The 25,291-nt window shown below is 71.2% G+C and carries 17 protein-coding genes and 1 tRNA gene; 12 read left to right on the plus strand and 6 right to left on the minus strand.

Going from position 1 to position 25,291, the window contains the following annotated elements; all coding sequences use genetic code 11:
- Position 1 precedes the first annotated feature (1 nt).
- Both frc and ABZV94_RS06035 read right to left on the minus strand, forming a co-directional pair.
- Positions 2–1,243 (minus strand): formyl-CoA transferase, encoded by a 1,242-nt coding sequence (gene frc, locus ABZV94_RS06030; RefSeq protein ID WP_356337669.1) that lies wholly within the window; start codon positions 1,241–1,243, stop codon positions 2–4.
- A 10-nt stretch (positions 1,244–1,253) separates the two neighbouring features.
- Positions 1,254–2,936 carry a thiamine pyrophosphate-binding protein gene (locus ABZV94_RS06035; RefSeq protein ID WP_356337671.1) on the minus strand — a complete coding sequence of 561 codons (1,683 nt, stop codon included), beginning with the start codon at positions 2,934–2,936 and terminating at the stop codon, positions 1,254–1,256.
- A 289-nt stretch (positions 2,937–3,225) separates the two neighbouring features.
- On the opposite strand from ABZV94_RS06035, the gene sucC reads away from it, so the two are divergent.
- The 9 genes from sucC (at position 3,226) to ABZV94_RS06080 (ending at position 13,552) form a co-directional block, all read left to right on the plus strand.
- Positions 3,226–4,356 (plus strand): ADP-forming succinate--CoA ligase subunit beta, encoded by a 1,131-nt coding sequence (gene sucC / locus ABZV94_RS06040; RefSeq protein WP_356337673.1) that lies wholly within the window; start codon positions 3,226–3,228, stop codon positions 4,354–4,356.
- Between the two features lie 11 nt (positions 4,357–4,367).
- Positions 4,368–5,249, plus strand: coding sequence for a succinate--CoA ligase subunit alpha (sucD, locus tag ABZV94_RS06045; protein ID WP_356337676.1), 882 nt, complete (start codon positions 4,368–4,370; stop codon positions 5,247–5,249).
- 146 nt (positions 5,250–5,395) lie between these two features.
- Positions 5,396–6,970: an aldehyde dehydrogenase family protein gene (locus ABZV94_RS06050; RefSeq protein ID WP_356337677.1), complete on the plus strand. Its 1,575-nt coding sequence runs from the start codon at positions 5,396–5,398 to the stop codon at positions 6,968–6,970.
- Between the two features lie 163 nt (positions 6,971–7,133).
- A tRNA-Leu gene (locus tag ABZV94_RS06055) sits at positions 7,134–7,218 on the plus strand.
- Between the two features lie 661 nt (positions 7,219–7,879).
- The gene (locus tag ABZV94_RS06060) at positions 7,880–9,553 is read left to right on the plus strand and encodes a DUF262 domain-containing protein (RefSeq protein WP_356337680.1); all 1,674 of its coding nucleotides are present in this window, start codon (positions 7,880–7,882) and stop codon (positions 9,551–9,553) included.
- A gap of 218 nt (positions 9,554–9,771) precedes the next feature.
- Positions 9,772–12,210, plus strand: a complete 2,439-nt coding sequence (locus tag ABZV94_RS06065; protein WP_356337682.1) for an AAA family ATPase — start codon at positions 9,772–9,774, stop codon at positions 12,208–12,210.
- The gene (locus ABZV94_RS06070) at positions 12,207–12,656 is read left to right on the plus strand and encodes a hypothetical protein (protein WP_356337684.1); all 450 of its coding nucleotides are present in this window, start codon (positions 12,207–12,209) and stop codon (positions 12,654–12,656) included. Before ABZV94_RS06065 ends, ABZV94_RS06070 begins: the two co-directional genes overlap by 4 nt.
- Positions 12,657–12,740: 84 nt before the next feature.
- Complete coding sequence (locus tag ABZV94_RS06075; protein ID WP_356337686.1) at positions 12,741–13,070, plus strand: ribbon-helix-helix protein, CopG family; 330 nt, start codon at positions 12,741–12,743, stop codon at positions 13,068–13,070.
- Positions 13,067–13,552 carry a hypothetical protein gene (locus tag ABZV94_RS06080; protein WP_356337689.1) on the plus strand — a complete coding sequence of 162 codons (486 nt, stop codon included), beginning with the start codon at positions 13,067–13,069 and terminating at the stop codon, positions 13,550–13,552. Before ABZV94_RS06075 ends, ABZV94_RS06080 begins: the two co-directional genes overlap by 4 nt.
- A 359-nt stretch (positions 13,553–13,911) precedes the next feature.
- Here the strand turns inward: ABZV94_RS06080 and ABZV94_RS06085 are convergent, their stop codons facing one another.
- The 4 genes from ABZV94_RS06085 to ABZV94_RS06100 form a co-directional block, all read right to left on the minus strand.
- Complete coding sequence (locus tag ABZV94_RS06085; RefSeq protein WP_356337691.1) at positions 13,912–15,276, minus strand: AAA family ATPase; 1,365 nt, start codon at positions 15,274–15,276, stop codon at positions 13,912–13,914.
- Positions 15,273–16,784, minus strand: a complete 1,512-nt coding sequence (locus ABZV94_RS06090; RefSeq protein WP_356337693.1) for a hypothetical protein — start codon at positions 16,782–16,784, stop codon at positions 15,273–15,275. The genes ABZV94_RS06085 and ABZV94_RS06090 overlap by 4 nt, the downstream gene beginning before the upstream one ends.
- Positions 16,781–17,899 (minus strand): hypothetical protein, encoded by a 1,119-nt coding sequence (locus ABZV94_RS06095; RefSeq protein ID WP_356337694.1) that lies wholly within the window; start codon positions 17,897–17,899, stop codon positions 16,781–16,783. Before ABZV94_RS06095 ends, ABZV94_RS06090 begins: the two co-directional genes overlap by 4 nt.
- Before the next feature lie 88 nt (positions 17,900–17,987).
- Positions 17,988–18,863, minus strand: a complete 876-nt coding sequence (locus ABZV94_RS06100; protein WP_356337696.1) for a hypothetical protein — start codon at positions 18,861–18,863, stop codon at positions 17,988–17,990.
- Positions 18,864–18,998: 135 nt separating this feature from the next.
- Between ABZV94_RS06100 and ABZV94_RS06105 the strand changes: the two genes are divergently transcribed.
- The 3 genes from ABZV94_RS06105 to ABZV94_RS06115 are packed head-to-tail and all read left to right on the plus strand — an operon-like array spanning position 18,999 to position 25,241.
- Entirely contained in the window at positions 18,999–20,639 is a 1,641-nt protein-coding gene (locus tag ABZV94_RS06105; RefSeq protein WP_356337698.1) for a PD-(D/E)XK nuclease family protein, read from the plus strand.
- Positions 20,636–21,811, plus strand: coding sequence for a hypothetical protein (locus tag ABZV94_RS06110; RefSeq protein ID WP_356337700.1), 1,176 nt, complete (start codon positions 20,636–20,638; stop codon positions 21,809–21,811). The genes ABZV94_RS06105 and ABZV94_RS06110 overlap by 4 nt, the downstream gene beginning before the upstream one ends.
- Positions 21,804–25,241: a signal recognition particle gene (locus ABZV94_RS06115; protein WP_356337703.1), complete on the plus strand. Its 3,438-nt coding sequence runs from the start codon at positions 21,804–21,806 to the stop codon at positions 25,239–25,241. Before ABZV94_RS06110 ends, ABZV94_RS06115 begins: the two co-directional genes overlap by 8 nt.
- Positions 25,242–25,291 lie beyond the last annotated feature (50 nt).

Genomic DNA, 25,291 nt, shown 5'->3' on the forward strand with positions numbered 1-25,291 from the left:
GTCAGATCACCCCGTTCGACTTCAGCAGGCGCAGTTCCTCGTCACCGAGGCCCAGTTCGCCGACGTAGACCTCTTCGTTGTGCTCGCCGAGCAGGGGTGAGCTGGTCACCTCGACGGGGGAGTCGGAGAGCTTGAGCGGGCTGCCGACGGTGACGAACTCGCCGCGCTCGGGGTGCGGGACGCGGACCACCATCTCGTTGGCGGCGAGCGAGGCGTCCTCGATGATCTCCTTCGTGGACAGGATCGGGCCGCACGGGATGTTGTGCGCGTTCAGCCGCTCCAGCACCTCCCACTTGGGCAGCGTCGCCGACCACTCCTCGATCAGCTGGAACATCTTGCCCAGCTTCGGCAGCCGGGCCTCCGGGGTCGCCCACTCGGGGTCCTCGGCGAGTTCGGGCCGGCCGATGAGTTCGGTGATCGGCTTCCAGCCGACGGGCTGGACGATGACGTACACGTAGTCGTTCGGGCCGCCCGGCGCGCACCGGACCGCCCAGCCCGGCTGACCGCCGCCGGACGCGTTCCCCGAGCGGGGCACCTCCTCGCCGAAGTCCTCGTTGGGGTACTCGGCGAGCGGCCCGTGCGCCAGGCGCTGCTGGTCCCGCAGCTTCACCCGGCACAGGTTGAGCACCGCGTGCTGCATGGCCACGTTGACCCGCTGCCCGCGCCCGGTCCGCTCGCGCTGGAACAGCGCCGCGAGAATCCCCGCCACGGCGTGCACGCCCGTCCCCGAGTCCCCGATCTGGGCCCCCGTCGCCAGCGGCGGCCCGTCCTCGAAGCCGGTGGTCGACATCGACCCGCCCATGGCCTGCGCGACGACCTCGTACGCCTTGAAGTTGGTGTACGGGCCGTCCCCGAACCCCTTGATGGAGGCGTAGACGATCCGCGGGTTGATCTCCCTGATGCGGTCCCAGGTGAAGCCCATCCGGTCGACGGCGCCCGGTCCGAAGTTCTCCACCATGACGTCCGAGCGCCTGATCAGCTCGGTGAGGATCTCCTTGCCGCGCTCGGTCTTGGTGTTCAGCGTGATGCTCCGCTTGTTGCAGTTGAGCATCGTGAAGTACAGGGAGTCGACGTCCGGCAGGTCCCGCAGCTGCTTGCGGGTGATGTCGCCGGTCGGTGCCTCCAGCTTGACGACGTCGGCGCCGAGCCAGGCGAGCAGCTGGGTGGCGGACGGCCCGGACTGGACGTGGGTCATGTCCAGGACGCGGATGCCGGCCAGGGCCTTGGTGGGCGTTCCAGTCATGCGGGCCACCTCACTTGTACATGGTCTGGTTCATGGTTCCGGGGGCGTACGCGTCCGGGTCGACCCAGACGTTGATCAGCGACGGCTTGCCGGACTCGCGGGCCCGGCGCAGGGCGGGGCCGATGTCGGCGGGGTCGCGGACCTCCTCGCCGTAACCGCCGAGGATCTGCGCGAACTTGTCGTACGGGACGTCGCCGAGGGTGTTGCCGACCCGTTCGCGGTCCTTGCCGTACTTGGCGGCCTGGCCGTAACGGATCTGGTTCATCGAGGAGTTGTTGCCGACGATCCCGACGAACGGGAGGTCGTAGCGGACCAGGGTCTCGAAGTCCCAGCCGGTGAGGGAGAAGGCGCCGTCGCCGAAGAGGGCGACCACCTCCTTGTCGGGGCGGGCCTGCTTGGCGGCGAGCACGAAGGGGATGCCGACGCCGAGGGTGCCGAGGGGGCCCGGGTCCATCCAGTGGCCGGGCGACTTGGGCTGGACGACCTGCCCGGAGAAGGTGACGATGTCGCCGCCGTCGCCGATGTAGATCGAGTCCTCGGTCAGGAAGTCGTTGATCTCGCTGACCAGCCGGTACGGGTGGATCGGGGAGGCGTCGGACCGCAGCTGCGGCAGCCGCTTCTCGATCGCCGTCTGCTCGGCCGCCCGCAGTTCGTCCAGCCACTCCTTGCGCCTGGCCGCGCTGCCGTTGAGCCGGCCGGCGGCGGCCTCCGTCACCGACTTCAGGACCAGGCCCGCGTCGCCGACGATGCCCAGGCCGATGTCGCGGTTCTTGCCGACCGTGCGGTAGTCGAGGTCGATCTGCACGACCGTGGCGTCGGGGGAGAGGCGCTTGCCGTAGCCCATGCGGAAGTCGAACGGGGTGCCGACGATGACGATGACGTCGGCGTGGGAGAAGGCGTACCGGCGGGAGAGCTGGAAGTGGTGCGGGTCTCCGGGCGGGAGCGTGCCGCGTCCGGCGCCGTTCATGTACGCCGGGACGTTCAGGGTGCGCACCAGCTCGATCGCGGCCTCGGTGCCCCGGGTCGTCCACACCTGGCTGCCCAGCAGGATCGCCGGCTTCTCGGCGTGGACGAGCAGGTCGGCGAGCTTCTCCACGGCCTCCGGGTCGCCGGCCGAGCGGGTCGAGGCCCGGTAGGCGCCGGGCTGCGGGACACGGGCCCTGGCGACCGGCACCTTCGCGTCGAGGACGTCCCGGGGGATCTCCAGGAAGGAGGGGCCCGGCGCGCCGTGGTAGCACTCGCGGAAGGCCATCGACACCATGTCCGCCGCGCGGGCCGTGTCCGGCACCGCCGCCGCGAACTTGGTGATCGGCGTCATCATGTCGACGTGCGGCAGGTCCTGGAGGGACCCCATCTTGTGCTGGGTGAGCGCGCCCTGACCGCCGATCAGCAGCATCGGGGACTCGGCGCGGAAGGCGTTGGCGACGCCGGTGACGGCGTCGGTCGTCCCGGGCCCCGCGGTGACCACCGCGCAGCCCGGCTTGCCGGTGATCCGGGCGTAGCCGTCGGCGGCGTGCGCGGCGACCTGCTCGTGGCGGACGTCGACGACTTCTATCCCCTCGTCCACGCAGCCGTCGTAGATGTCGATGATGTGGCCGCCGCACAGGGTGTAGATGCGGTCGACGCCTTCGGCCTTCAGGGCCTTGGCGACGAGATGGCCACCGGAGATCACGTCCTGGGTGTCGTCGGGCATGGCGGAGTCCCGTCCCTTTCGTAGGAGGTTGGGCGGCTCACGGGGATGCGTGCGGAGCGGTGCGTGTTGAGCGGTGAGCGGTGCATACAGCGGTGTGTGGAGGGGCGGTGCATGCGGTAGGTCGGTCTGTATGCAGTAGATTGCATACAGTCGACGAATACTGTATGAAGCTTGTTATCCCGCATCCAGTGGGCGGTGTCCAGGGGGCGTACACAGTTTTCGGTCATCGGCGTCCGGTCGATTCCGGTCAGCCGAGCGCGCGCGATGATCCCCGCAGACAGGAGCCGGCATGGACCTGTACGAACACCAGGCACGACAGCTCTTCCAGGACCACGGCATCCCGGTGCCGCGGGCCGAGGTCACCCGGTCGCCCAAGCAGGCCCGGGAGATCGCCCGGCGGCTCGGCGGCCGGGCCGTGGTCAAGGCTCAGGTGAAGACCGGCGGGCGCGGCAAGGCGGGCGGAGTCCGGCTCGCCGCCGACCCGGCCGCCGCCGAACTGACGGCACGGCAGATCCTCGGAATGGACATCAACGGCCATCGGGTCGGCACGCTGATGTTGGCCGAACCGGTCGACGTCGCCGAGGAGTTCTACGTCTCCTACGTCCTGGACCGGGCGGCCGGCGGCTTCCTCGCCATCGCCTCCGCGCAGGGCGGGGTGGACATCGAGGAGGTCGCCGCGCACCACCCCGAGGCCGTGGCGCGTATCCCGGTCGACCGGGCCGAGGGCGTGACCTCCGCCAAGGCCGGGGAGATCGCGCGGGCCGCCGGGCTGCCGCCGCAGACCGCCGACGTCCTCGTCCGGCTGTGGCAGGTGCTGGTCGACGAGGACGCCCTGCTGGTCGAGGTCAACCCGCTGGTGCGCACCGCCCAGGGGCAGGTCCTCGCCCTCGACGGCAAGGTCACCCTGGACGACAACGCGCGCTTCCGGCAGACCCGTTGGGGCGCCGACGACGCGGAGCACCGTGATCCACTGGAGAGCGAGGCAGCCGCCCGCGGGATCAACTACGTCAAGCTCGACGGCGAGGTCGGGATCATCGGCAACGGCGCCGGCCTCGTCATGTCGACCCTGGACGTCGTCGCCGGCTGCGGCGCCCGCCCCGCCGACTTCCTCGACATCGGCGGCGGAGCCTCGGCGGAGGTCATGGCCGACGCGCTCTCGGTGGTCCTCGCCGACCCCGCCGTCCGCAGCGTCCTCGTCAACGTCTTCGGCGGGATCACCGCCTGCGACACCGTCGCCGACGGCATCCTGGCGGCCGTCGACCGCATCCAGCCCACCAAGCCGCTCGTCGTGCGCCTCGACGGCAACAACGCCGCCCGCGGCCGGGCGATCCTCGACGCCCGCGCGCACCCGCTGGTCGAACAGGTCGCCACCATGGACGGCGCCGCCCGCCGGGCCGCCGAACTCGCCCACACCGCCTGAGGAGCCCGGACATGGCCATCCACCTCACCACGGAGAGCAGGATCCTCGTGCAGGGCATGACCGGCGCCGAGGGCATGAAGCACACCCGGCGCATGCTCGCGGCCGGCACGAACGTCGTCGGCGGGGTCAACCCGCGCAAGGCCGGCCGAACCGTCGACGTCGACGGACACCCGCTGCCCGTGTTCGGCTCGGTCGCCGACGGCATACGGGCGACCGGCGCGGACGTCAGCGTCGTCTTCGTCCCGCCCGCCTTCGCCAAGGCGGCCGTCACCGAGGCCGCCGACGCCCGGATCCCGCTGGCCGTCGTCATCACCGAGGGCATCCCCGTCCACGACACCGTCGCCTTCACCGCGTACGCGCGGCGGCGGGGCACGCGCGTCATCGGACCCAACTGCCCCGGCCTGATCTCCCCGGGCCAGTCGAACGCGGGCATCATCCCCGCCGACATCGCCAAACCCGGCCGGATCGGCCTGGTCTCCAAATCCGGCACCCTCACCTACCAGCTCATGCACGAGCTGCGCGACACCGGCTTCTCCACCTGCGTCGGCATCGGCGGGGACCCCGTCGTCGGCACCAGCCACATCGACTGCCTGGCCGCGTTCCAGGACGACCCCGACACCGAACTGATCGTCCTGATCGGGGAGATAGGCGGCGACGCGGAGGAACGGGCCGCCGCCTACATACGCGACCACGTCACCAAGCCCGTCGTCGGCTACATCGCCGGGTTCACCGCGCCCGAGGGCCGGACGATGGGCCACGCCGGCGCCATCGTCTCCGGCTCCACCGGCACCGCCCGCGCCAAACAGGAGGCCCTGGAGGCGGCCGGGGTGCGGGTGGGCCGCACCCCCACGGAGACGGCCCGCGCGGTGCTGGAGGCGCTGCGGCAGGGCTGAGCGCAGGCGCGTGCCTCCCGCACCGCCGCCTCCTGAGAAAAGGCAGGTACCCCGCCTCCCGCCAGGAGCGGGGACCTCGCCTCCCGAGAGAAGGCAGGTAACTCCCCGCACCCTCCATCCCCGCCCAGCAAGAGCGGAGACCACGCATGGCACCCACCCTCACCCCACAGCCGCCGACCCCTTCCCCCGTCGCACTCCTCAAACCCGGCACCTCCTACGCCGACGCCTGGCAGCGCTGTCTCACGGTCGCCCCCGAGGCCTTCCGGGAACAGGCCGCCGGCAATCTGTGGGCCGGTGTCTGGCGCCCCGACGGCCGGACACTGCCCGCCACCACCCCGGTCGACGGCACCCCCGTCGCCGGCGCGCCCCGCCTGGACGGCGACACCGCCCAGCGGGCGGTACGCGCCGCGCTGGACCAGCACCGCGCCTGGCGGCACGTCCCGCTGCCCGAACGGCGGGCCCGCGTCGCCGCCACCCTGGACGCGCTCGCCGAGCACCGGGACCTGCTCGCCCTGCTGCTCGTCTGGGAGATCGGCAAGCCGTGGCGGCTCGCGCTCGCGGACGTGGACCGGGCGATCGACGGCGTGCGCTGGTACGTCGACGGGATCGAACCGATGCTCGCGGGCCGGGCCCCGCTGGACGGGCCCGTGTCGAACATCGCCAGCTGGAACTACCCGATGAGCGTGCTCGTGCACGCCGCTCTCGTGCAGGCGCTGGCGGGCAACGCGGTCATCGCCAAGACCCCGACCGACGGCGGTGTGGCATGCCTCACCCTCGCCGCGGCGCTGGCCGCCCGCGAAGGAGTGCCCCTGACCCTGGTCGGCGGCAGCGGGCGCGAGCTGAACCAGGCGCTGGTGCGGGCCCCGGAGATCGGCTGTGTGTCCTTCGTCGGAGGGCGCGACACCGGCGCGGCCGTCGCCACCGCCGTCGCCGACCTGGGCAAACGGCACATCCTGGAACAAGAGGGCCTCAACACCTGGGGCGTCTGGGACTTCTCCGACTGGACCGCGCTCACCGCCGTCGTCCCCCGCCTGTTCGACTACGGCAAACAGCGCTGCACCGCCTACCCGCGCTTCGTCGTCCAGCGCTCCCTGTTCGACGCGTTCCTCGCCGCCTACCTGCCGGCGGTCCGGGCCGTCCGCGTCGGCCACCCGCTCGCCGTGGCGGACCCGGCCGACCCGCTCCCCGAGCTGGACTTCGGGCCGCTGATCAACGCGGCCAAGGCCAAGGAGCTGACCGACCAGGTGGCCGAGGCCGTCGACCGGGGCGCCGTGCCGCTGTACCGGGCCCGGCCGGACGAGGCGCGCTTCCTGCCGGGCCAGGACACCTCCGCCTACGTCCACCCGGTCACCCTGCTCGGTCCGCCGCCGTCCTCCCCGCTGCACCACGCGGAGCCCTTCGGGCCGGTCGACACGATCGTCCTCGTCGACACCGAGGCCGAACTGCTGGCCGCCATGAACGCGTCCAACGGCGCGCTGGTGGCCACGCTCGCCACGGACGACCGGGCCACCTACGACCGGCTCGCCCCGCACATCCGCGCCTTCAAGACCGGGCACGGCGTCCCGCGCTCCCGCGGCGACCGGGACGAGCTGTTCGGCGGGTTCGGCGCGTCCTGGCGCGGCGCCTTCGTCGGCGGTGAGCTACTGGTACGGGCGGTGACACGGGGCCCGGCGGGGGAGCGGCTGCCCGGGAACTTCCCGGAGTACCAGCTCATGCCCTGACTCTCACCCTCGGCACACGGGACCTCGCGGACTGTATACCGTTGGCAATCCCGCGTCCTGCCTCGCCCGGCGGACGGATACGCAGGTGAAACGCACCCCGAAACCTTGGTATTGTTGTCCCTGTCGCCGCGCGGAACACACCCCGCAAGGCGGCAGACACCTGGTCCGGGTGGCGGAATGGCAGACGCGCTAGCTTGAGGTGCTAGTGCCCTTTATCGGGCGTGGGGGTTCAAGTCCCCCCTCGGACACTCTCCGTGCGGGATGCTCACGTGATCGTCCCGAAGCGTTCGCGAATTACCGGTCGAGTCATGTGACTCGCCGGTTTTTCGTCGTTTATGGGGCCTTGAGTTTCGTGATCGGCTCGATGAGGGAGTGAGGCGGTGGCAGTCCGGGTGCTGCGCCTCTCGCCTGTGGAAACAGGACATGCCTGCGTGACGGCTGGTAGCCGTGGCGCAGGCATGCGGGGTTTTCAGGGGGCGGAGCGCGGCGGGGGCGTGTCACTCGCGCGGCGGAGGCTCGACCTGCTCGGTCGGAAGCGGGCGCGCGTGGGGCGGGTCGGAACCAAGGCGGTGCCCGGGACGGTGATGTTCTTCCCCGTGCAGATGTCGGCGTAGGCCGGGGTGTCCCGCTGGGGCCTGGGGATGGTGGGCAGGGCTGCCGGAGCGCGGACAGTGGGGCGTCGAGGTCGACGACGGTGGGCGGGCGTGGCTGGGGCCGGCGGTGGCAGGTGACCGTGGCGTGGGACCCGAGGGCGGGGCACTGCCGACGCTGGTCCCCTGCGGGCCCGTACTCCCCGAAGCTCTCGTCCAACTGTGAGGTGGCCCCGGCTCCCGCGGAATCGCTGCCGGGCGGAAGGGAGTTGCGCCGGATCACCGCCGCGGAGCTCCATTTTTCCGACATCATCTGGGCATGCAAAAGCTTGAGGCGCACGAGATGCCCCTGCACAAGGTGTTCAGCAGTGACTACGACTTTCAGATCCCTGACTACCAGCGCCCCTATGCCTGGCAGGAGGAGCAGGCGGCTCAACTGCTGATGGATCTGCAGGAAGCCCTCGACCGCGGGACGGATGAGCCGTACTTCCTCGGATCGGTTGTGCTCGTGAAGAACAGCGCAGTCCCGAAGGCGGATGTCATCGACGGGCAGCAGCGCCTCACGACCCTGACCATCCTCCTGTCGGTCCTGCGCGACCTCACCGAGGATCCGGAACTACGCGGCGACCTCGACCGGCTGGTGATGGAACCGGGTGCCAAGATCCGTGGGCTCGCCCCGAGGCCGCGGCTCACTCTGCGAAGCCGTGACGCGGAATTCTTCGAGAAGTACGTGCAGACGAAGGGTGCGGTGGGCACTCTGCTGACGCTCAAGGAGGAAGCCCTGCGGACGGACGCGCAGAAGGCCGTTCTCCGCAACGCGACGGTCCTCCACCGCAGCCTCACCGCGTTGACCGAGGAACGCCGACTGGAACTGGCCCAGATGCTCGCCGAGCGGACGTTCCTGGTTGTCGTCAGCACTCCTGACCTCGACAGTGCACACCGGATCTTCAGCGTCATGAACTCCCGCGGCCTCGACCTGTCTCCCACCGACATCTTCAAGTCGCAGATCATCGGGGATCTCGGTGCGGAGGCTTCCGAGGCGTGCGCCACCACCTGGGAGGACGCCGAGGAGATGCTGGGCCGTGACGACTTCGCGGAGCTCTTCCTCCACCTGCGGATGATCTTCGCCAAGAAGCGGGCGGAACAGGAGCTGCTCAAGGAGTTCCCGGAGCAGGTGCTCAGCCGTTACCTCCCCGGCAGAGCCGAGGTCTTCGTCCATGACGTCGTCCGGCCGTATGCCGAGGCCTACGCCCAGATCCGTGAGGCACGTTATGAGTCCGCTTCGGGTGCGGAGGCGGTCAACGCCTGGTTCAGGAGGCTCCAGCAGGTCGACAACTACGACTGGCGGCCGGCCGCTCTCTGGGCGCTGCGCCACCATGAGGACGATCCGGCATGGCTCGACACGTTCATGCGGGCCTTGGAGCGGCTGTCGGCCAGCATGTTCGTCCGCCGCGTCTACACGACCCCTCGCGTCACACGTTACGCAGAGCTGCTTCGGCAGCTCGACGACGGACTGGGCCTCGACTCCCCGGCCCTCGAACTGAGGGATGACGAGAAGGCCGAGACGCGGGCCCGACTCGACGGCGATCTCTATCTGGTCGGCAAGATCCGCAAGTACGTGCTGCTCCGGCTCGACGAGCTGCTGGCCCGCGGGCAGGGCGTGACGTACGACCATCCGCTCATCACCGTGGAGCACGTCCTGCCGCAGAACCCGAAGGCCGACTCGCAGTGGGTCGAGCTGTTCGACGAGGAGCAGCGTGCCCAGTGGACGCACCGCCTGGGAAACCTGGTGTTGCTGAACCGCGCCAAGAACTCGGCGGCTCAGAACTACGACTTCACCGCCAAGAAGGCCAAGTACTTCACCGGCCGCGGGGGAGTGGTCCCCTTCGCGCTGACCAGCCAGGTGCTCCAGCACGCCGAGTGGACCCCCGAGGTGCTGAAGGCCAGACAGGACGAGCTGCTGGGGGTGCTCTTCGAGGAGTGGCGTCTGTGAGTGCCGGGGTTGGGGTGTGACGCCCGGCCCCGGTACCAAAGATCCCCATGGAATTCCAAAGAGTTCCATTATCGGTGCGGGGTGGGCTATGGTCGTCCACACCTCACGGCTCACGGCCCCGCGTTACAACGCAGCTCCCGTGTGTCCCTGGTCGTTCAGTCGCCGTCGGCCTGTCCGGCCCCTCGCTCCGCAGTCGACAACTCCACGGGAGTCCCGCCATGCCCGTACCCGCCGATCCCGTACCCGCCGATCCCGCCCCGGACCCGTTTCCCGCAGGGCCGCCCGCCCAGGAGCCGGCGGCCGACACTCTCGCCCATCTCATCGCCGGGCGGCTCACCCGTTCGGACCTCGACGAGGACACCCGGGCCCTCCTGCTCACCGCCTTCCAGGACGACGGCGGGACTCGCGGCCGGATGCCGGGCGCCTACCTGCAGTCCGTCACGGTCAGCGGCTTCAGAGGCATCGGCCGCACCACACGCCTTCCCCTCGCCCCCGGCCCGGGACTCACCCTGGTCACCGGCCGCAACGGCTCCGGCAAGTCGAGCTTCGCGGAAGCCGTAGAGATCGCACTGACCGGCGACAACGCTCGCTGGCGCGGCCGTAGCGACATCTGGCGCAAGAGCTGGCGCAACCTCCACCACGCCCAGGAACCCCAGGTCGCCGTGGAGTTGCGCATCGACGGCGATCCGGAGCCCGCCACCGTGCTGCGCACCTGGAACGGGGACGACGTCGCCGACTCCACCGCCGAACTCGACCGACCCGGCCGCGACCCCGTTCCCCTCTCGGACCTCGGCTGGCAGGAGGACCTGGCGACCTACCGCCCCTTCCTGTCGTACTCCGAGCTCGGCCAGGTGATCGGCGGCAAGCCCAGTGAGATGTACGACGCCGTCGCCTCCATCCTGGGACTGGAGCAACTCACCGCCGCAGACGCGCGGTTGCGCGAGCTGGCCCGCGAGTACGAGGCACCCGCCAAGGCGGCCAAGGCCGAATTGCCCGCCCTGTTCGCTCTGCTCAACGGCATCGACGACCCCCGCGCCCGGGCCGCCTGCACCGCACTCAGCGGGCGGCGCCCGGACCTCGCCCGGGCGGCCGAACTGGCGGCAGGGACTGGCCCGGCGGACGAGTCACTCCTGTTCGACCTGCGCCGCCGCTCCACCCTGACCGGACCCGACACCGAGGCGGTCGCCACGGCCGTGACCCGGCTGCGCGAAGCCATCGCCTCCGCCGAGGACCTGCGGGGCACGTCCGCCGAGGACGCGCTGCGCCGCGCCGAACTCCTCGCCCGCGCGCTCGCCCACCACCGTGCCCACCCCGCCCTCGACACCTGCCCGGTGTGCGGCGGCGCGGCCCGCCTCGACGAGGAATGGGCACGCGACGCCGCCGAGCAGGAACGCCTGCTGCGCGCCGAGGCCGAGCAGGTCCTCACGGCCCGCAGGGAACTGGGCTCGGCCGCGCAGGCCGTCCGTGACCTGGCCGTCCCGCCCCCCGACTGGCTGCCGTCCGAGATCGCCGCCGCCTGGGACGACTGGCTGCGGTGCCGCACCATGTCCGACCCGGCCGTACTGGCGTCCGCCGCCGAGCACGCCGCGCGGATCGCCGCCGACGCCGCACGGGTCACCCGCCAGGAGGCCGCAGGGCGCCTCGTCGACCAGGACGACACCTGGCGCGACGCCGCGCGGGCACTGGCCGCCTGGCTGGACAAGGCCCACGCAGCCGAGCGTGCGGTCCCGCACCTGGCCCGTGTCAAGGCCGCCCAGAAGTGGCTCAAGGCCGCCCACGACGAGATCCGCGCCGACCGGATGCGGCCCATCGCCGAAGACGCCCAGCGCATCTGGTCCAACCTGCGCCAGCAGAGCAACGTTGCTCTCGGCCCCGTCCGCCTGAGCGGCTCCGCAACCCAGCGCAAGGTCGCCCTCGACGTGACCGTCGACGACATCGACGCCCCCGCGCTCGGCGTGATGAGCCAGGGGGAACTGCACGCCCTCGCCCTGTCCCTCTTCCTCCCGCGCACCTTCCTCCCGGAGAACCCCTTCCGGTTCCTTGTCATCGACGACCCGGTGCAGTCCATGGACCCCGCCAAGGTGGACGGCCTCGCCCGCGTCCTCGCCCTCCTCGCCGAGCACCGCCAGGTCGTCGTCTTCACCCACGACACCCGCCTGCCCCAAGCCCTGAAGTACCTGCGGCTGCCCGCCACCGTCCTCACGGTCGACCGCCGTGAGCGCTCCGCCGTACGCGTCCGCTCCGGTGACGACCCCGTCAAGCAGGCCCTGAACGACGCGAAGGCGCTCGCCAGGACCCGTGACCTGCCCGGCGACGTCGCCGCCCGGGTCCTGCCCGGCCTGTGCCGCACCGCTCTGGAGGCCGCCCTCCTCGAACCGGCCCGCCGCCGGCTCCTCGGCACGGGCCTGCCCCACGACGAGATCGAGCGACGCATCGCCAAGGCCCACAGGCTCACCGAACTGGCCTCCCTCGCCCTCTACGGGGAGACGGACCGGGTGGGCGAGGCCATGACCGACCTCACCCGGGCCTACGGCCAGCAGGCCACCGACCACATCCGGTGGTGCAACAGGGGCTCCCACGAAGCGGTGCCCATCGACGATGTCGAGGGGATCATCCGCCGCACCGCGGACCTCGCGAAGGCGGTGCGATCCCTGTGACCACGAGCCCCCCGGCGGCCCCCGTTCCGTCCACGCGCCTGTCCCCGCCCCGCGCGGCCCTCCCGGCTTCGCCGTCGTCCACCTCGACCCCCGAGGAACTGCTCGCGGGTGCGGACCGGCTGCTCGGTACGGCCACCGCCTCCAGCACGGGCGTTTGGCCGCGCGCCGTGGCACTGCTGCTTCGCCACGCTCTCGAAGAGGCCCTGCGCCGCTACTGGCAGGCCCGCAAGCTCCAACTGTCCTACTGCCCGCCGCACGCGCAGTCCCTGTGCCTGGAGTCCTACGCCGACCCCGACACAGCCCGCCGCTGGTCGGCCACCTGGGCCGGCCTCAGTCGGGCCTGCCACTACCACGGGTACGAGCTGGCTCCCACGCAGGGGGAGTTGTGTGCGTGGCGGGACGACGTGGAGCGGGTGATCGGGGCTCTGGCGCCCCGGAGGCAGTGACCGACGGCGCGCCGGGAGAGGGGACGTGCCCAGTTCCCCGCGACCGCGCTCGCACTGTCGTCATACGCGTATTACGCTGTCCTTATGGCGAAGACGCGCATCAGCATCAGCTTGGAGCAGGAGCAGGCCGAACGCATCAGGCAGCATGCGGAAAGGGCGGGCATGGATGTCTCGGCGTACCTGGTGCATGCCGCAACGCGTCAGATGGCCGAGAGCGATGCCATAGAGGAACAGTTCGCCGCGGTGGACGCACTCATCGCCCGCGCGGAGCGGGCAGCGGAGGTGCTGCCCGCCGAACCCGCCCCGGCACCCGCCGTGGAACTGACGGAGCAGGAACGCCGCGAGGTCGAGGAGGCCCTGGGCCTCGTCCACGGCCGGGATCGGCAAGCCCGCCGTCCGGGACACGCCGCGTGAGCGTACGGGTGCCGGTCTACGACACCGGCATGCTCATCGCACTCGCCGACCGCAAGGCGAAGGCGGTGGCTCTCCATGAGGGACTGCGCACGGTCCCGCACCGGGCGCTGGTGCTCGGACCGGTCCTCGCCCAGGTGTGGCGCCCCCAGCCGGCGCTGGTGCACGCCCTGTCCGGCGTCCTGAAAGACTGCACGGTCCCGCAGGCCCGTACGTCCGAGCCGCCCATGCGTGAGACGAAGGCGGGCCATCCGGAGTGTCTGGCCTGCGCGACGGGTCCGGACCTGGCCGACTGGCGGCGCATCGGCACCGCTCTGGGGCGGGCGGCCCTGCCGACGAAGAAGCGGCCGGACGCGGTGGACGCCTGGGTGGCCCTGGCGGCGGCTCGGCACGGCAGCGCGGTGATCTTCACCACCGACCCTGGGGACATCCACGCCTACCTGACGGTTTTCGCGCCGACGGACGTGCATGTGGTGGCCGTCTGACGGCCGGGAGCCACGCTCCGCCCTGTCCAGATGATCGCTCACGCGGTGAACGACCCGCCGGCAGGAGCCGGGCACGGGGCTCAGCCCTTCGCGGGCTTGCTCCACGAGCGGGTGCCGAGGCGATCAGCCGGCAACGGCAACCGCCACCGGTGCCACTCGATCCGAGAACGATGCTGAGCGGAGAAGCCGTCGATGAACAGCTCGTGCTAGACGCCGGCCGACGTCTTGCGCTTCTTTCGGGCGCGCGGGACGGGCATCCAGGTCTCGCTCGGGCGGCGCCCGGGAAGCCGCTCACCGGTCGGTTACCCCCGCTCGCCCAGTGCCAGGCCGGCTCCGCGTACGGCGAATCGATGCTCGGATCAGGCAACCCGCACCTGGTGCTCCCCCCGCTCCAGATGCCCCATGACCACCTGATGTGCCCGCCACCCGTCCGGGAATTTCGGTGGCACATCCAGGTACACAGGACTGCTCCGCGGATGCCGGTCCAGTAGATCCCGGATACCGGCGCGGGCCACCACGATGCAGGCGAAGCGGTGCCGGGAGAGCAGGACGCACAGGCGGCCCGTCTCCAGGTGGAAAGCCGAGGCGTCCTGGCGGCCCGAGAGCGGGTGCCAGACCAGGGTGACGTCGAACTCGCGGCCCTGGAGGCGGTTGGCGGTGTCCACGGTGATGCCGGTCAGGCCGTGGGCGGCGAGGCGGGAGCGGACCGCGTCCGCCTGCACGGTGCGTGCCGTACCGATGGCGATGCGGTCCGCGGTCAGGGGCTCCCCGTTGACCAGCGCGCCGCGCTCGAGCAGCCGGGCCGCCGTCGCCACGAGGGCGTCCGCCACCTCCGGGTCCTGGTCCAGGGTGTGGCGGGCGGGGAGTTCCAGATGGCCCCAGCCGGAGCCGGCGGCCCGGGCGAGGACGTCGTCCAGTGGGCCGGAGCCGTGGGGCAAGCTGGCGTACGACAGCACACGCTCCGATGCCGTTGTGCCGGGGACGAACCGGTAGAAGGGGTAGAAGGCCTGCTCGACCAGAGGCGCCGCCGTCTCCGGTAGGCGCCAGGAGACTGGGAGCTGGTGGCGTACCAGGTCGGGGTTGTGGGCGAGGGTGACGTCGACCGCGTTGCGCAGGGGGTCCCAGGTCAGGCCGTGCCAGCGGTCGGTCTCCACGGTGGCGAAGGGGTCGAGTTGGCCGGGGTCGCCGACGAAGAGGACCTGCGAGTCGTCCTGGGCGAACAGCGGGGCCGTCGCGAGTAGCCCGTCCGAGCGCATCTGGTACGCCTCGTCGACGATGGCCCACCGCCACGGTGCGCACTTGTCCGGGGTGACGAACGACCACTTCTTCGCGGTGGACACCACGACGGGCAGGTCGCGCAGGTCCGTCACCTGGCTGCTCCCGGTGACGTTGGGGTGCCGGGTGACGCGGGGCGGGAGGATGTGGCCCCCGGCGTGGAGGCGGCCGAGGGCGAGGCCGGGGTGCTCGCGCGCGATGCGGTCCACCAGGTCGTCGACCTGTTCGTTGGTCTGTGCGACGATCATGAGCTGGTGGCCCGCGGACGTCAGGTGCCCGATGGCCTTCACCACCAGTGTGGACTTCCCGGCTCCCGGAGGCGAGTCCACGACGACGCCCCGGCCGGGCGCGGTGTCGAGGCTGGTCAGGATTCCACCGACCGCGCGGTCCGCGCGTTCGCCGGGGGTGAGAGCTTCGGGCTCCGCGGTGCCGGGAAGGAGGGCGGTCACTCCCAGGTCTCCTCTGCGTCCTCGTCGGTGGGCTCGTACGGCTGGGGCGGACCGCCGTGGGTCCAGGGGGTGTTCTCCTCGTCGGGCAGGGCGGACGGCATGGCCGTGGGGTTGAGCGTGGTGTACGTCAGCTCCTCGCCGGTTTCCGCGAGGGTTCCGGCCGGTGCCGGAGGCCTGCGCTTGTTCGCGAAGCCACCCTTGAGCTGGAGCACCACGGTGTGGCCGCCGTCGTCCTCCTGCCGGACACCGAGGATCCGTGCCTCCTGGCCGGGCCGGGCGGGGGACTTCACCGTCGTGCCGACCGCAAGGCGTACGCGGGTGTCGGTGCGGAGAGTGAGCGTGGGACGCCACACCTGGGAGCCGGGACGGTCGCCGGGGACGAAGCGGTCCTCGTCCCTGGCCGTCACCGTGCCCGTGAACGCCTCGCCGGTCAGCTCGTACTCCGCCATCACCAGCGGGTCGTCGTACGCGCGCTGCGCCTCGTAGCGGGCGAGGGCGTCCTCCAGTCGGGCCAGGCGGCGGGCTGCTCGGACGGCCTGGTCGCGGCGGGCCTGCGGGCGGCCGTCGGCGTCCAGGTACTCGGCGTACTCGGAGAACCAGCGGCGGTCAAGGGCCCAGCGGCCGGGGACGTGGGCGCCCTCCGGTAGCTCGCGGAGCAACTCCACGCCGCGCCACATCAGCCGCCAGGTGGGCAGCATCTGGCCGTTCAGCTCACGGTCGATCTGGCGGCCGACCGCCTCGCGCCCGCGGTCGTCGGACGCCTCGTCGAAGCGCGTCATCAGTTCGTGCAGGGTCCGGTCGAAGACCGGGTCCGTGGACGGACCCGCCGGCGGCCACACGGCGGGGTCCTCCGCCTCTCGCGCCGCCCGCGCGCCGTCGCTGCCCTCCGGTGGATCGATCCAGGCGAGCAGGGACGCGAGGTGGGAGTCCTCCGAGGGGCTCTGGCCAGTGGCCCAGTGCGCGGCGAGCAGCCGGGTCATCGCGAGCAGCACAGAGGAGTCCGGGAACTCGGCCAGGTCCGCGAACCAGGTCAGCCACTTGCCGAGGGCGGGCACGGACGGGTCGACCGCGTACGGCCCCTCGGTGGCGCGCAGCCTGGTCAGCCGACCGAGCAGGCGCACGTAGGCGATGCCCTCGCCGTTCGGCACCAGGAACTGCGGGGCCCGCTGGAAGCGCAGGCGCTCCTCCTTCCCCTTGCCGCGGCCGACGGTGTACGGCTCCGTCTCCGTCCGGCATCCGTCGATGTAGGCGAGCAGCAGTGCGGCGAGACGCTCGGCGAACCGGAAGCGTTCGGCGCGGTTGCGAGGCTGGCGGATGGTGAGGAGGGTCGGGTGCTCGGGGTCCGTACCGGCGAGCGCGGCCAGGGGCGCGCACGCCTCGCCGGCGAGGGTGAGCGGCACCAGGACGAACGGCTTCTCGTCCAGGTGCTGGTGGCGGACGGTCGTCAGCGGTTCGGCGCGGCCGGTGCGGGACGCCGTGAGCATCGCGACCGTGGACAGGACGCTCATGCAGCCCCCTGGCGGAGCCGACGCAGCCGGGCGGCGTCGCGCAACAGGTCGGCGGCTTCCGCCTCGGCCTCTCCGGGGGCGGCGACGCCGTCCAGGTAGTCGAGCGCGGTGCGGGTGGAGTCGATGCCGGGCAGGTCGTTGCGTACGCCGTTGCCGAGGCGGGCCGGAGAGGCGCATGCGTCGGCCTCGTCGCGGCAGTAGCGCGCCATCTCGCAGAAGGACAGGCAGGAGGGGGTGTACGACGCGTCCAACGCCGCTGTGGAAGAAGAGAGTTCGTCTGCGCTTCGGGTCGTGTCCAGGGTCGCCGTCTCGGGCAGCCCGGCCGCGAGCTCCTCGGCTCGCCGCAGCCGTGAGAGCTGGAACTGGAGGGCGTCGAGTTCCTGCCGAAGGTCGATCAGGCGGCCGTAGGGGCGGTTGGAGAAGTCCTTGGGGCAGACGAGCAGGAACTCGTGGGAGATCTGCTCGGTGGGCAGGGCAGCGGTCTCGAAGGCGCGGCGTAGGGCGAGGACGTACACCGCGGCCTGCTTGGCCGCCTCGGCGACGGCGGTCGGGTTGGCCTGGCCGTCGATCGCCGCGAACGAGCGGATCACGACGACGTGGAACTTCCCCCCGATGCGGTGGGTGAGCGCGTCCGGCTCCAAGTACGCAGTCTGGCCGGCGACTTCGAGGGTGAGCACGGGGCGGTCGAGGATGAGCCGTACGTCCTGGCCGGAGGCCACGTGCGCGATGAGGCGGTGGGTTTCCCGCTCGCGCACGTGCAGCGCCGTGTTGCCCCCCACCTCGGTGAGGTCAGTGACCTGGGCCTCTGCCACGGGGACGGAGAGCTGCTCGCGCAGCAGCCGGATGAGCTCGGCGTAGGAGCCCCACTTCACGAGGTCGTGGAACGCCTTCTCGCGGGCGAGGGCGAAGGGTGACTGGCCGAAGCGCGGCTCGTATCCGACCTGCTGGGCGAGTAACGCCTTGTCCACTCCGGCGGCGTCGAGGACGGCACGGCGGGCGCAGGCGGGATTGGCGGTCAGGGCGGTGATCTTGCGGGCGGTGTACGGCTGAGGGAGCTGCGGTCCACGCAGCCGCGTGAGTCGGCCGTCGGGAGGTTCGGACTGCTGCGAGGGCATCGTCTCTACTTCGGGAACGTTTTCGGGGCTCACCGGCGTGCGAGGCGTCTGACGCCATCGCCGCCGGGAAAGGGGTCGGTCAGGAAGGTCAGGGGAGGGTCCCACTCGCGTCGCGCAGCGCGTCACGCATCGGCGCCGCGCCGAACAGTTGCTGCGCGTCCGACAGTTGGGAACGGGCGCGCTGCGCTGCCGCTTGCCGCTGCTGGTCGTCCTCCTGCCGGTGGACGGCCGCTTCGGCGTGGGCGGCCGCGATCACGCGGGCGGGGTCGAGTTCCGGGGCCGCGGCGTCGTAGGCGCCCGGGATCGTGAGAGCGAAACGGCGCAGCAGCCGCCAGGCCGCGTCGGGGGCCGGATGCCCCGCGGTGGTGAGCCGCTGGATCTGCTCGGCGGTTCCCATCGCATGGGTGAGGAAGTCGGTGCGCGGGCTGAGCGGGCCGATGATCCGCCGCTCCACGGGCCAGGTAGACAGGGCCAGGAGTCCACGTGCGGGGACGAGGCGGTCGTGGGTCAGCGCCGCGCAGACGTAGTACGGGCGGGCATAGCCCTGTGCCGTGAAGGAGCGTTCCTCGTCGCGGCGGAGGGACGCGAGCTTGGTGGCGACCAGCGACTCGGTGAAGAACGCCTCGTACGTGGACGAGATGAGTTTCGGGGAGGCGGGGGCGCCCAGCAGGGTCAGCGACTGGTGGACCTGTTCGCGGATCGGGATGGAGCCGTGTGCCGGACGCCCCTTGCGGCGTGGCGCGCCTGTGGCTTCCGGTGCTTGCGCGGCCGGGGGCTCGGTCAAAAGTGCCTCGCCGTCCGGTCCCGCCTCGGTTTCGAGGGCGTGCTCCCACGCGGCCTCGGCTTCGCGCAGCGCGCGACGGATACGCATGGTCTCGGCCTTGTCCCGTGCGCGCACAGCACCGCGCAGCTCGGTGCGCAGCTGGGACAGGCGCTGCTCGAGCTCCTCCAGTGATGCCGCCATGCGGGGCAGCGTAGCGCAAGAACCAACCAATGCCAATAACTTCCAATGAGTTCCAAGATTCCTGCTACGGTCGAAGCCGGCGGCGCACCCGGCCCGGTCCGAAGGGTGCCGTCTGTTCCGAGACAAGGGGAGGCAATGAGTCACGACGCGACGGCATGGCACAAGCCGCACTGGCTGACCGGGGACGACGGCCTCGTACGCGTGGGGCCCGGAACGGGCGGGAGCGAGGAGCACACCTGCCCCTCGCACGCCGCCGCCAAGGCCCGGCCCGGTCTGTGGCCGGTCCGGCGTCTCCGGCTGCCGAATCCAGAGCTTGAGACGTTCACCCTCGGGCCGGTGATGGACGCCGTCGACCGGGTCGAGTTCCACGGTGAGACACCGGACCAGGCCCTGGCGGGGCTGCGCTCCCGCACCCCCGCGCTCCACCCCGGCCACCTGACGTATGCCGAGCATGCCCTCCGTACGTACATCGAAGCGTGCGCCGGCGACGGTGAGCAGCGGCTCCAGCCCGTCCGTCCGTTCTGGGTGGCCCAGCGGGAGAACGGCAAGGTCTGGGAGATGTACACCTGGTGGCGCAGGTACGAGTCGGCCGGTGGACGAGTGCGCGAGTACCGGCGCCTACGGCACGGTGAGGCCAAGGACTCCGAGCCCGGCGAGATCGCTATCGCCGTGTACGTGGCCGTCCACGGGCGGCAGGCGGCCTGGCCCCGAAAATGGTCGCGTGCGTTCGAGCCGTACGGACCCGGCGTCCGGCCCGAGCGGGTGCGTGTGGTCGAAGTCGGGCTCGCCGACGGACGGCCGCGCGTGCAGTTCGAGGGCACGGCCGAGGAGGCCGAGGCGTACTACGCCGAGCACGGGCACACGCACGTGGCCCGTGTCGTGACGGGGGGCAGGCCGGTACCCGGCTCCTCCTGCGTCGACTGCAAGCAGTTCACGGGCTGCGAGGCCCTGACGCGCAGGCCTGGTGTCCTCGGACTCTCCTCGCGGGTGGCACCGCTGAGGAAGGTGTCCGTCAGCGATCTGCGCTATCACGCGGCCTGCCCCGCACAGGGATTCCTCCGTGCCCTGCACCTGCCCAAGTCCGACGAGTACGGAAGCGCGGCCAGGCTCGGCCAAGCGGTGCACGGCTGGATCGAGAAGCTGCACCGGCGCCGGGGGTGGCCGCCGTGCACGGCCGGCGACATGCCCGCGGAGGGCGAGAACTGGACGGAGGGACGTTGGCGGGTCTCCGACGAGGACGCCGCGACCGGCCGGGACATGTTGCTCCGCCACGTCGATGCCTGTCCCTTCCAGGACGCTGCCCTCATCCAGCGGGTCGAGCCAGAAGCTCTCCGCGTCGTACACGACACTGCGGCGCAGGCCGTCGTCATAGCCAAACCCGACCTGCTCTACCAGGAGGACGGCTCATGGGTGTGGCGCGAGCTCAAGACGACGCGGAGGCGGCGCCGGCACCACGAGGACCTTCTTGAGACTTACCCCCAACTGGCCCTGGCCGTCACGCTGCTGGCACAGGGAGCGCTGGGCGGCGATCCGGACGGCTCCCGCGTCGAGGTGGAGATCCTCCGGCCGGACGGTTCCGATCCACATGTGATCGATCCGACCGACCCCGGTCGGCAGCAGAAGGCGCTGTCGGTACTGCGGCGGTACGCCGGTCCGTGGCGGGAGGACGAGACATGGGACGCCCGCCCCGGACGGCATTGCCGGTCCTGCCCGGTGTCCCGATGGTGCCCGAGCGCCACACCCGACGGCGCCGTCGCGGGAGAGGGGGAGGCGTGACCACGACCGACATGAGGGACGCACGGTCCGAGGACGCCGTCGGAGCGGACGAGGGGCTGCTTCGCCAAATCGCCAGCGCCCTGGCGAGCCTGTCCCGGCAGCGGACCGTACCCAATCCGGTCTACCCGGCGAAGGTGCAGAACGCGTACAACCGACTCGTCCTGCACTGCCTGCGCCGGGGCGAGGAACCGCCGGGCAGTGTGCCGCAGATGGTCCGATGGGCCTGCGAACGGCCGCTGGCCGAGTGGCCGTTGAGGCTGCCGACCGAGAACTTTCCTGACACGGCCCTGCTCGTCGATCCGGAGACCCGGCTGCCGCACCAGCTGTGCCTGGAGTGGGATGTGAGCGCGGCCGACCCGGCCGCGGAGATCTTCGAGAACGAGCGCATCCGGGAGGCACTCGCCGTGTGCCGCGCGGCAAAGGCCCCGCAGGCGTACACCGCGTTCCGGGCATTGCTCACCTCCAGGCCCGTGCTGACCGCCGCCGAGCTGGCGCTGCTCGGCGGCGATCCCGACTGCGGGGTGCTGCTGCACGACGTGATCAAGCGCTGCTACGAGCCCGTGCCCTCCTCCTACCTGCGGCGCGGTGCATACCGGCAGTGCGCTCGCTGCCGCTGCCTGATGGTGCCGCTGCTGCACGGCGGCCACCGGTGTGAACTGGACCGATGCCGCCGCGACGGCTTATCGGACGAAGGCACGCCGCTCCGTGCGGACAAAGGCGGGATCTTCCAGCTCAGCCGCCCGCTGCGGATGTTCATCACCAGCCCCGGGCTCGCGGAGACCGATCTGCAAGCCGCGCTGGAGAAGAAGTTCGGAATCACCGCCGAGATGTGGCCCAACTACGACGCGTACGACCTGCGCGTCCCCCTGCCGGGACGACGGCACTGGGCGGTGGACGTCAAAGACCGGGTGAACCCCGTTCTCCTGGCACGTTCCATTACACCGTTCAGAAACGAGCCGCCGTACGACCGGGCGTTCCTCGTCGTGCCCCGCTACCGGTTCCGCGACAACGAGGCGTATGGGCGGCAGTTCCGCCGCAACCTGCCGGAGCACCTGGCCGACCGGATCACCCTCCTGGACGACCTGGCCTTCCAACGGCTGGTCGCCGATGAGATCTCCGTCCCGCGCGACAAGGCGGGGGACCCGCGTGCCGAAGGAGGACGCCGTGCGTGACCGCAGGGGATGGCACCGGCGCTGCTCACCGCAGCAGCTCACCGAGGTGTGGCCGGCGAATCTCGGCAGCTTCCGCCCGGGCGACCTTCTCGACGTCGAACTGGGCCTGTACCTCCTGCAGGACGTGACGCCCACCCGCACGGCCGCTGACGTCTGGCCGCTGCTGGGCGGTTACCCGTACAGCGAGGTGTTCGGCGACGTCCGCACCGACGAACAGCGGCTGCGCGTTCTGCGCGCCCGCCACTACCTGTGGGACATGCGGCGCCGGCACGCCTGGTCGGAGGCGCTGACCGACTACCTGAAGGTCCCCCAGCACCTGCGCGGGTACGACATCGACGGACCCGGCTCCGTGCCGCGCCGTCGCGAGACGTCGCGCGCCGCTCGCCGTTTCGAGATCTTCGAAGAACTGCTCAGCGCCCCTCCGCGGTTCGCGACGCGGTCCATTCCGTTCGCCGAGGAGGGAGAGCACACTTTCCGAGTTCAGGACCGCACCCACTCCGTGGTGTTCGACGAGGAACTGCTGACGGACAGTCTGCCGCGCGCCCACGCGCTCGACGCGCCACCGGCCGGGCACGGAGAGCCCGTCGACGTCACCTGGGAAGAGCTCGAAAAGGCCGCGGACGAGATGGACGCGGTCGAGGCGACGGCGCCGGAGGGGCCGCGCAACGGCTGGGCCGGGCGGCTCCGGCGGGTGAAACTGCTCGTGCGCGACGCGGAACTCGGCCGCTTCACCGAAAAGGGACGGCTGAGGATCGACCGGCTGCTGCACCTCGTGGGAATGGTGGGAGCCGGCAAGTCCACCCTCCGGGACATCCTGACCTACCACCTCGTGACCCGGACAGCTCGCCGGGTCACCATCGTCGTCGGGGACGTGGCCGAGACGCTCGCCGTGGTGGAGCAGTTCGACCGGCTCGGTGTACGGGCGGCGCCGGTCCTCGGGCACTCCACCAGGGAGCGCAACATCAACCGGCTGCACCGCCGCACCGCCACGGCCGGCGCCGCCACCATGCTCGGGCATGACCACGCGGGCTTCGCCTACCTCAGCAGCGCCTGCCCCGTCGACGTGCTACGCGGTCTGGAGGCCCGCCGCCCGCTCGGCATCCGTGAAGCACCGTGCATCACGCTGTACACCGTCCCCGAGCAGGAGGCCGCGGACGGAGATCCCCTCCTCGACGACGAGAACAGCGCACAGCGCGACGCACAAGGCCCGAAGCCGCAGCGGAGACTGTGCCCGTTGTGGAACCGCTGCCCGCGCCACCGTGGGGCGCGTGACCTGGTCGACGCACAGGTGTGGGTCGCCACCCCGGCCGGTCTGGTGCACAGCTCCGTCCCGCTGCACCAGCACCAGGAACAGCTCCGTTACCTCGAACTGGCCTGCCGCCTCAGCGACCTGATCATCGTCGACGAGGCGGACCGGGTGCAGATGCAGCTCGACACGGCTTTCGCTCCGGCCAGCACTCTGGTGGGCAAGGCCCCGAACTCCTGGTTCGACGAGGTCGCCGTCCACAAGTTCCAGCAGATGGCCCGGGACGGCCGGCTCCAGCTCTCCGCCCGTGACGTCGACGACTGGACCAACGCCGTCAACACGGTCAGCGCCGCCACCGACCGCCTCTTCGCCCTGCTCGTCAAGGACGACAAGCTCAGGCGGTGGATCAGCGTCGACTACTTCAGCGCCTTCACCCTCCACAACCTGCTGCTGGACAGCTGGTTCCCGGGGCGGAAGGGGGGCGAACGCCCGCCTGCGGCGGCCCGGACGCTGGACGGTGCGCTCGGCCGGTTCCGCGACGACCCGCTGCACGAGCAGCAGGGCACGGGCGACGACGACGAAGTGACACCCCTGGTGAACACCTTCGTCCACCTCACCCTGGAGCTCCTGCACGCGCCCCAGGGAGCACGGACGCGCGAGAGGCTGCGTGACACGCTCACCGACATCGTCGGAGACGACAGCACGGTGCTCGCGGACGCCGACCTCCAGGCCCGGCGCTTCGAGTTCACCCTGCTCCTCTCCGCTCTGCACAGTCGGCTCGACTTCATGACCACGCTGTGGCCGCGCGTCGAGGCCGCCCTCAATCTTGAGAGCGCCTCGAACGTGCTCTCCCGCAGGCCCCCGAAGGACTACGAGGCGGTCATCCCCGAGTCGCCCATGGGTAACGTGCTCGGTTTCCAGTTCCGCCACGACGACCGTGAGCGCGATGGTGACCGCAGCGGTGAACTCCGCTTCTTCCACTGCAACGGCGTGGGGCGCGAACTGCTCATGCGGCTCGGTGACCTGTGCGCCGTGGACGGCCGTCCCGGTCCACACGTCCTGCTCATGTCCGCGACGAGCTGGGCGGGCACGTCCAGCAGGTACCACGTGCACGCCGAGGTCGGTGCCGTACTGCGTCCTCACGACGAGGAAGTCGAAGCCGTGCTGCGCAGCGAGTTCCGCAAGGAGTTCCTGTACTGGCCCGGGAACGACCGGCCGAAACCGCTGCGCCTGTCCGGCTGCGACCCCGAAGAGCGACCGCAGGTCCTTCTGCACATGCTGCACCAGCTCGCGGTGCCCGACCGGAGCCTGCCCGACGCCGAGAGCATGCTGGACGCCGAGCTGAAGGAGATCGACGATCCGGACCGTCGCCGCATCCTGTTGCTCGTCGGCAGCTACGACGAGGCACGCCGGGCCGCCGAGTATCTGAACCAGATACCCGGGTGGAACGGCCGCGTCACCCGGCTCGTGTCCGATGACGCGGACTCCGACACGGCCTGGACCCGGTTGCCGGAGGATGCCGCCGCACGGACACTGCCCCGCGGTGACGTGAAGGCATTCCCCTCGGTCGGCGGCGACATTCTCGTCGCGCCGCTGCTCGCCGTGGAGCGGGGACACAACATCGTGTTGCGCGGTGGCAAGGCGGCCATCGGCACGGTCTACTTCCTGGCACGTCCCCACCCTCGGCCCGACGACATCTCACTCGCCATCCAGTCCATCAACGACTGGGCCGTACGCCAGCTCCGCGACGTCGACGGGGCCTTCCGGCAGAACGCGCTCGCCGCCGCCACACCTGACCAGGCGGCCGTGGCGTTCCGCAGCCGCGCCCGTCATCAGTGGAACCGCTTCCTCACCCGGCGGCTGGCCTGGTCCAGCCTGCGGGACGAGGAGAAGGCGGCGTTCACCTGGGACCAGCTCGTCGTCATGTGGCAGGTCATCGGCCGCCTGGTGCGCGGGGGCGTGCCGGCCAGGGTGGTCTTCGTCGACGCGGCTTTCTCCCCCCGAGAAGCCGGATTCCAGGACACGGACACCCCCGACACCAGCCTGCTGGCGAGCATGCGTGAGGTGCTCGCGCCCTACTTCGAGGACGGGAACACGGCGGAGCGGGACCCCGCCCCGATCGACAAATCCCTCGTCCGTGAACTGTACGAACCGCTCTACCGCGCCTTGGTGGACATGGGCTGACGGCATCCGCCACCACATCGCACCGCACCCGCGACGTATCCGCGTCGCGT

The organism is Streptomyces sp. NPDC004658, from assembly GCF_040609555.1.
Taxonomy (GTDB): domain Bacteria; phylum Actinomycetota; class Actinomycetes; order Streptomycetales; family Streptomycetaceae; genus Streptomyces.

Coding starts and splice junctions, on each gene's coding strand:
- ABZV94_RS06060 (WP_356337680.1), top strand. CDS start 7,880: ATGCAAAAGCTTGAGGCGCACGAGATGCCCCTGCACAAGGTGTTCAGC.
- ABZV94_RS06065 (WP_356337682.1), top strand. CDS start 9,772: ATGCCCGTACCCGCCGATCCCGTACCCGCCGATCCCGCCCCGGACCCG.
- frc (WP_356337669.1), bottom strand. CDS start 1,243: ATGACTGGAACGCCCACCAAGGCCCTGGCCGGCATCCGCGTCCTGGAC.
- ABZV94_RS06050 (WP_356337677.1), top strand. CDS start 5,396: ATGGCACCCACCCTCACCCCACAGCCGCCGACCCCTTCCCCCGTCGCA.
- ABZV94_RS06075 (WP_356337686.1), top strand. CDS start 12,741: ATGGCGAAGACGCGCATCAGCATCAGCTTGGAGCAGGAGCAGGCCGAA.
- ABZV94_RS06100 (WP_356337696.1), bottom strand. CDS start 18,863: ATGGCGGCATCACTGGAGGAGCTCGAGCAGCGCCTGTCCCAGCTGCGC.
- ABZV94_RS06105 (WP_356337698.1), top strand. CDS start 18,999: ATGAGTCACGACGCGACGGCATGGCACAAGCCGCACTGGCTGACCGGG.
- sucD (WP_356337676.1), top strand. CDS start 4,368: ATGGCCATCCACCTCACCACGGAGAGCAGGATCCTCGTGCAGGGCATG.
- ABZV94_RS06090 (WP_356337693.1), bottom strand. CDS start 16,784: ATGAGCGTCCTGTCCACGGTCGCGATGCTCACGGCGTCCCGCACCGGC.
- ABZV94_RS06095 (WP_356337694.1), bottom strand. CDS start 17,899: ATGCCCTCGCAGCAGTCCGAACCTCCCGACGGCCGACTCACGCGGCTG.
- sucC (WP_356337673.1), top strand. CDS start 3,226: ATGGACCTGTACGAACACCAGGCACGACAGCTCTTCCAGGACCACGGC.
- ABZV94_RS06035 (WP_356337671.1), bottom strand. CDS start 2,936: ATGCCCGACGACACCCAGGACGTGATCTCCGGTGGCCATCTCGTCGCC.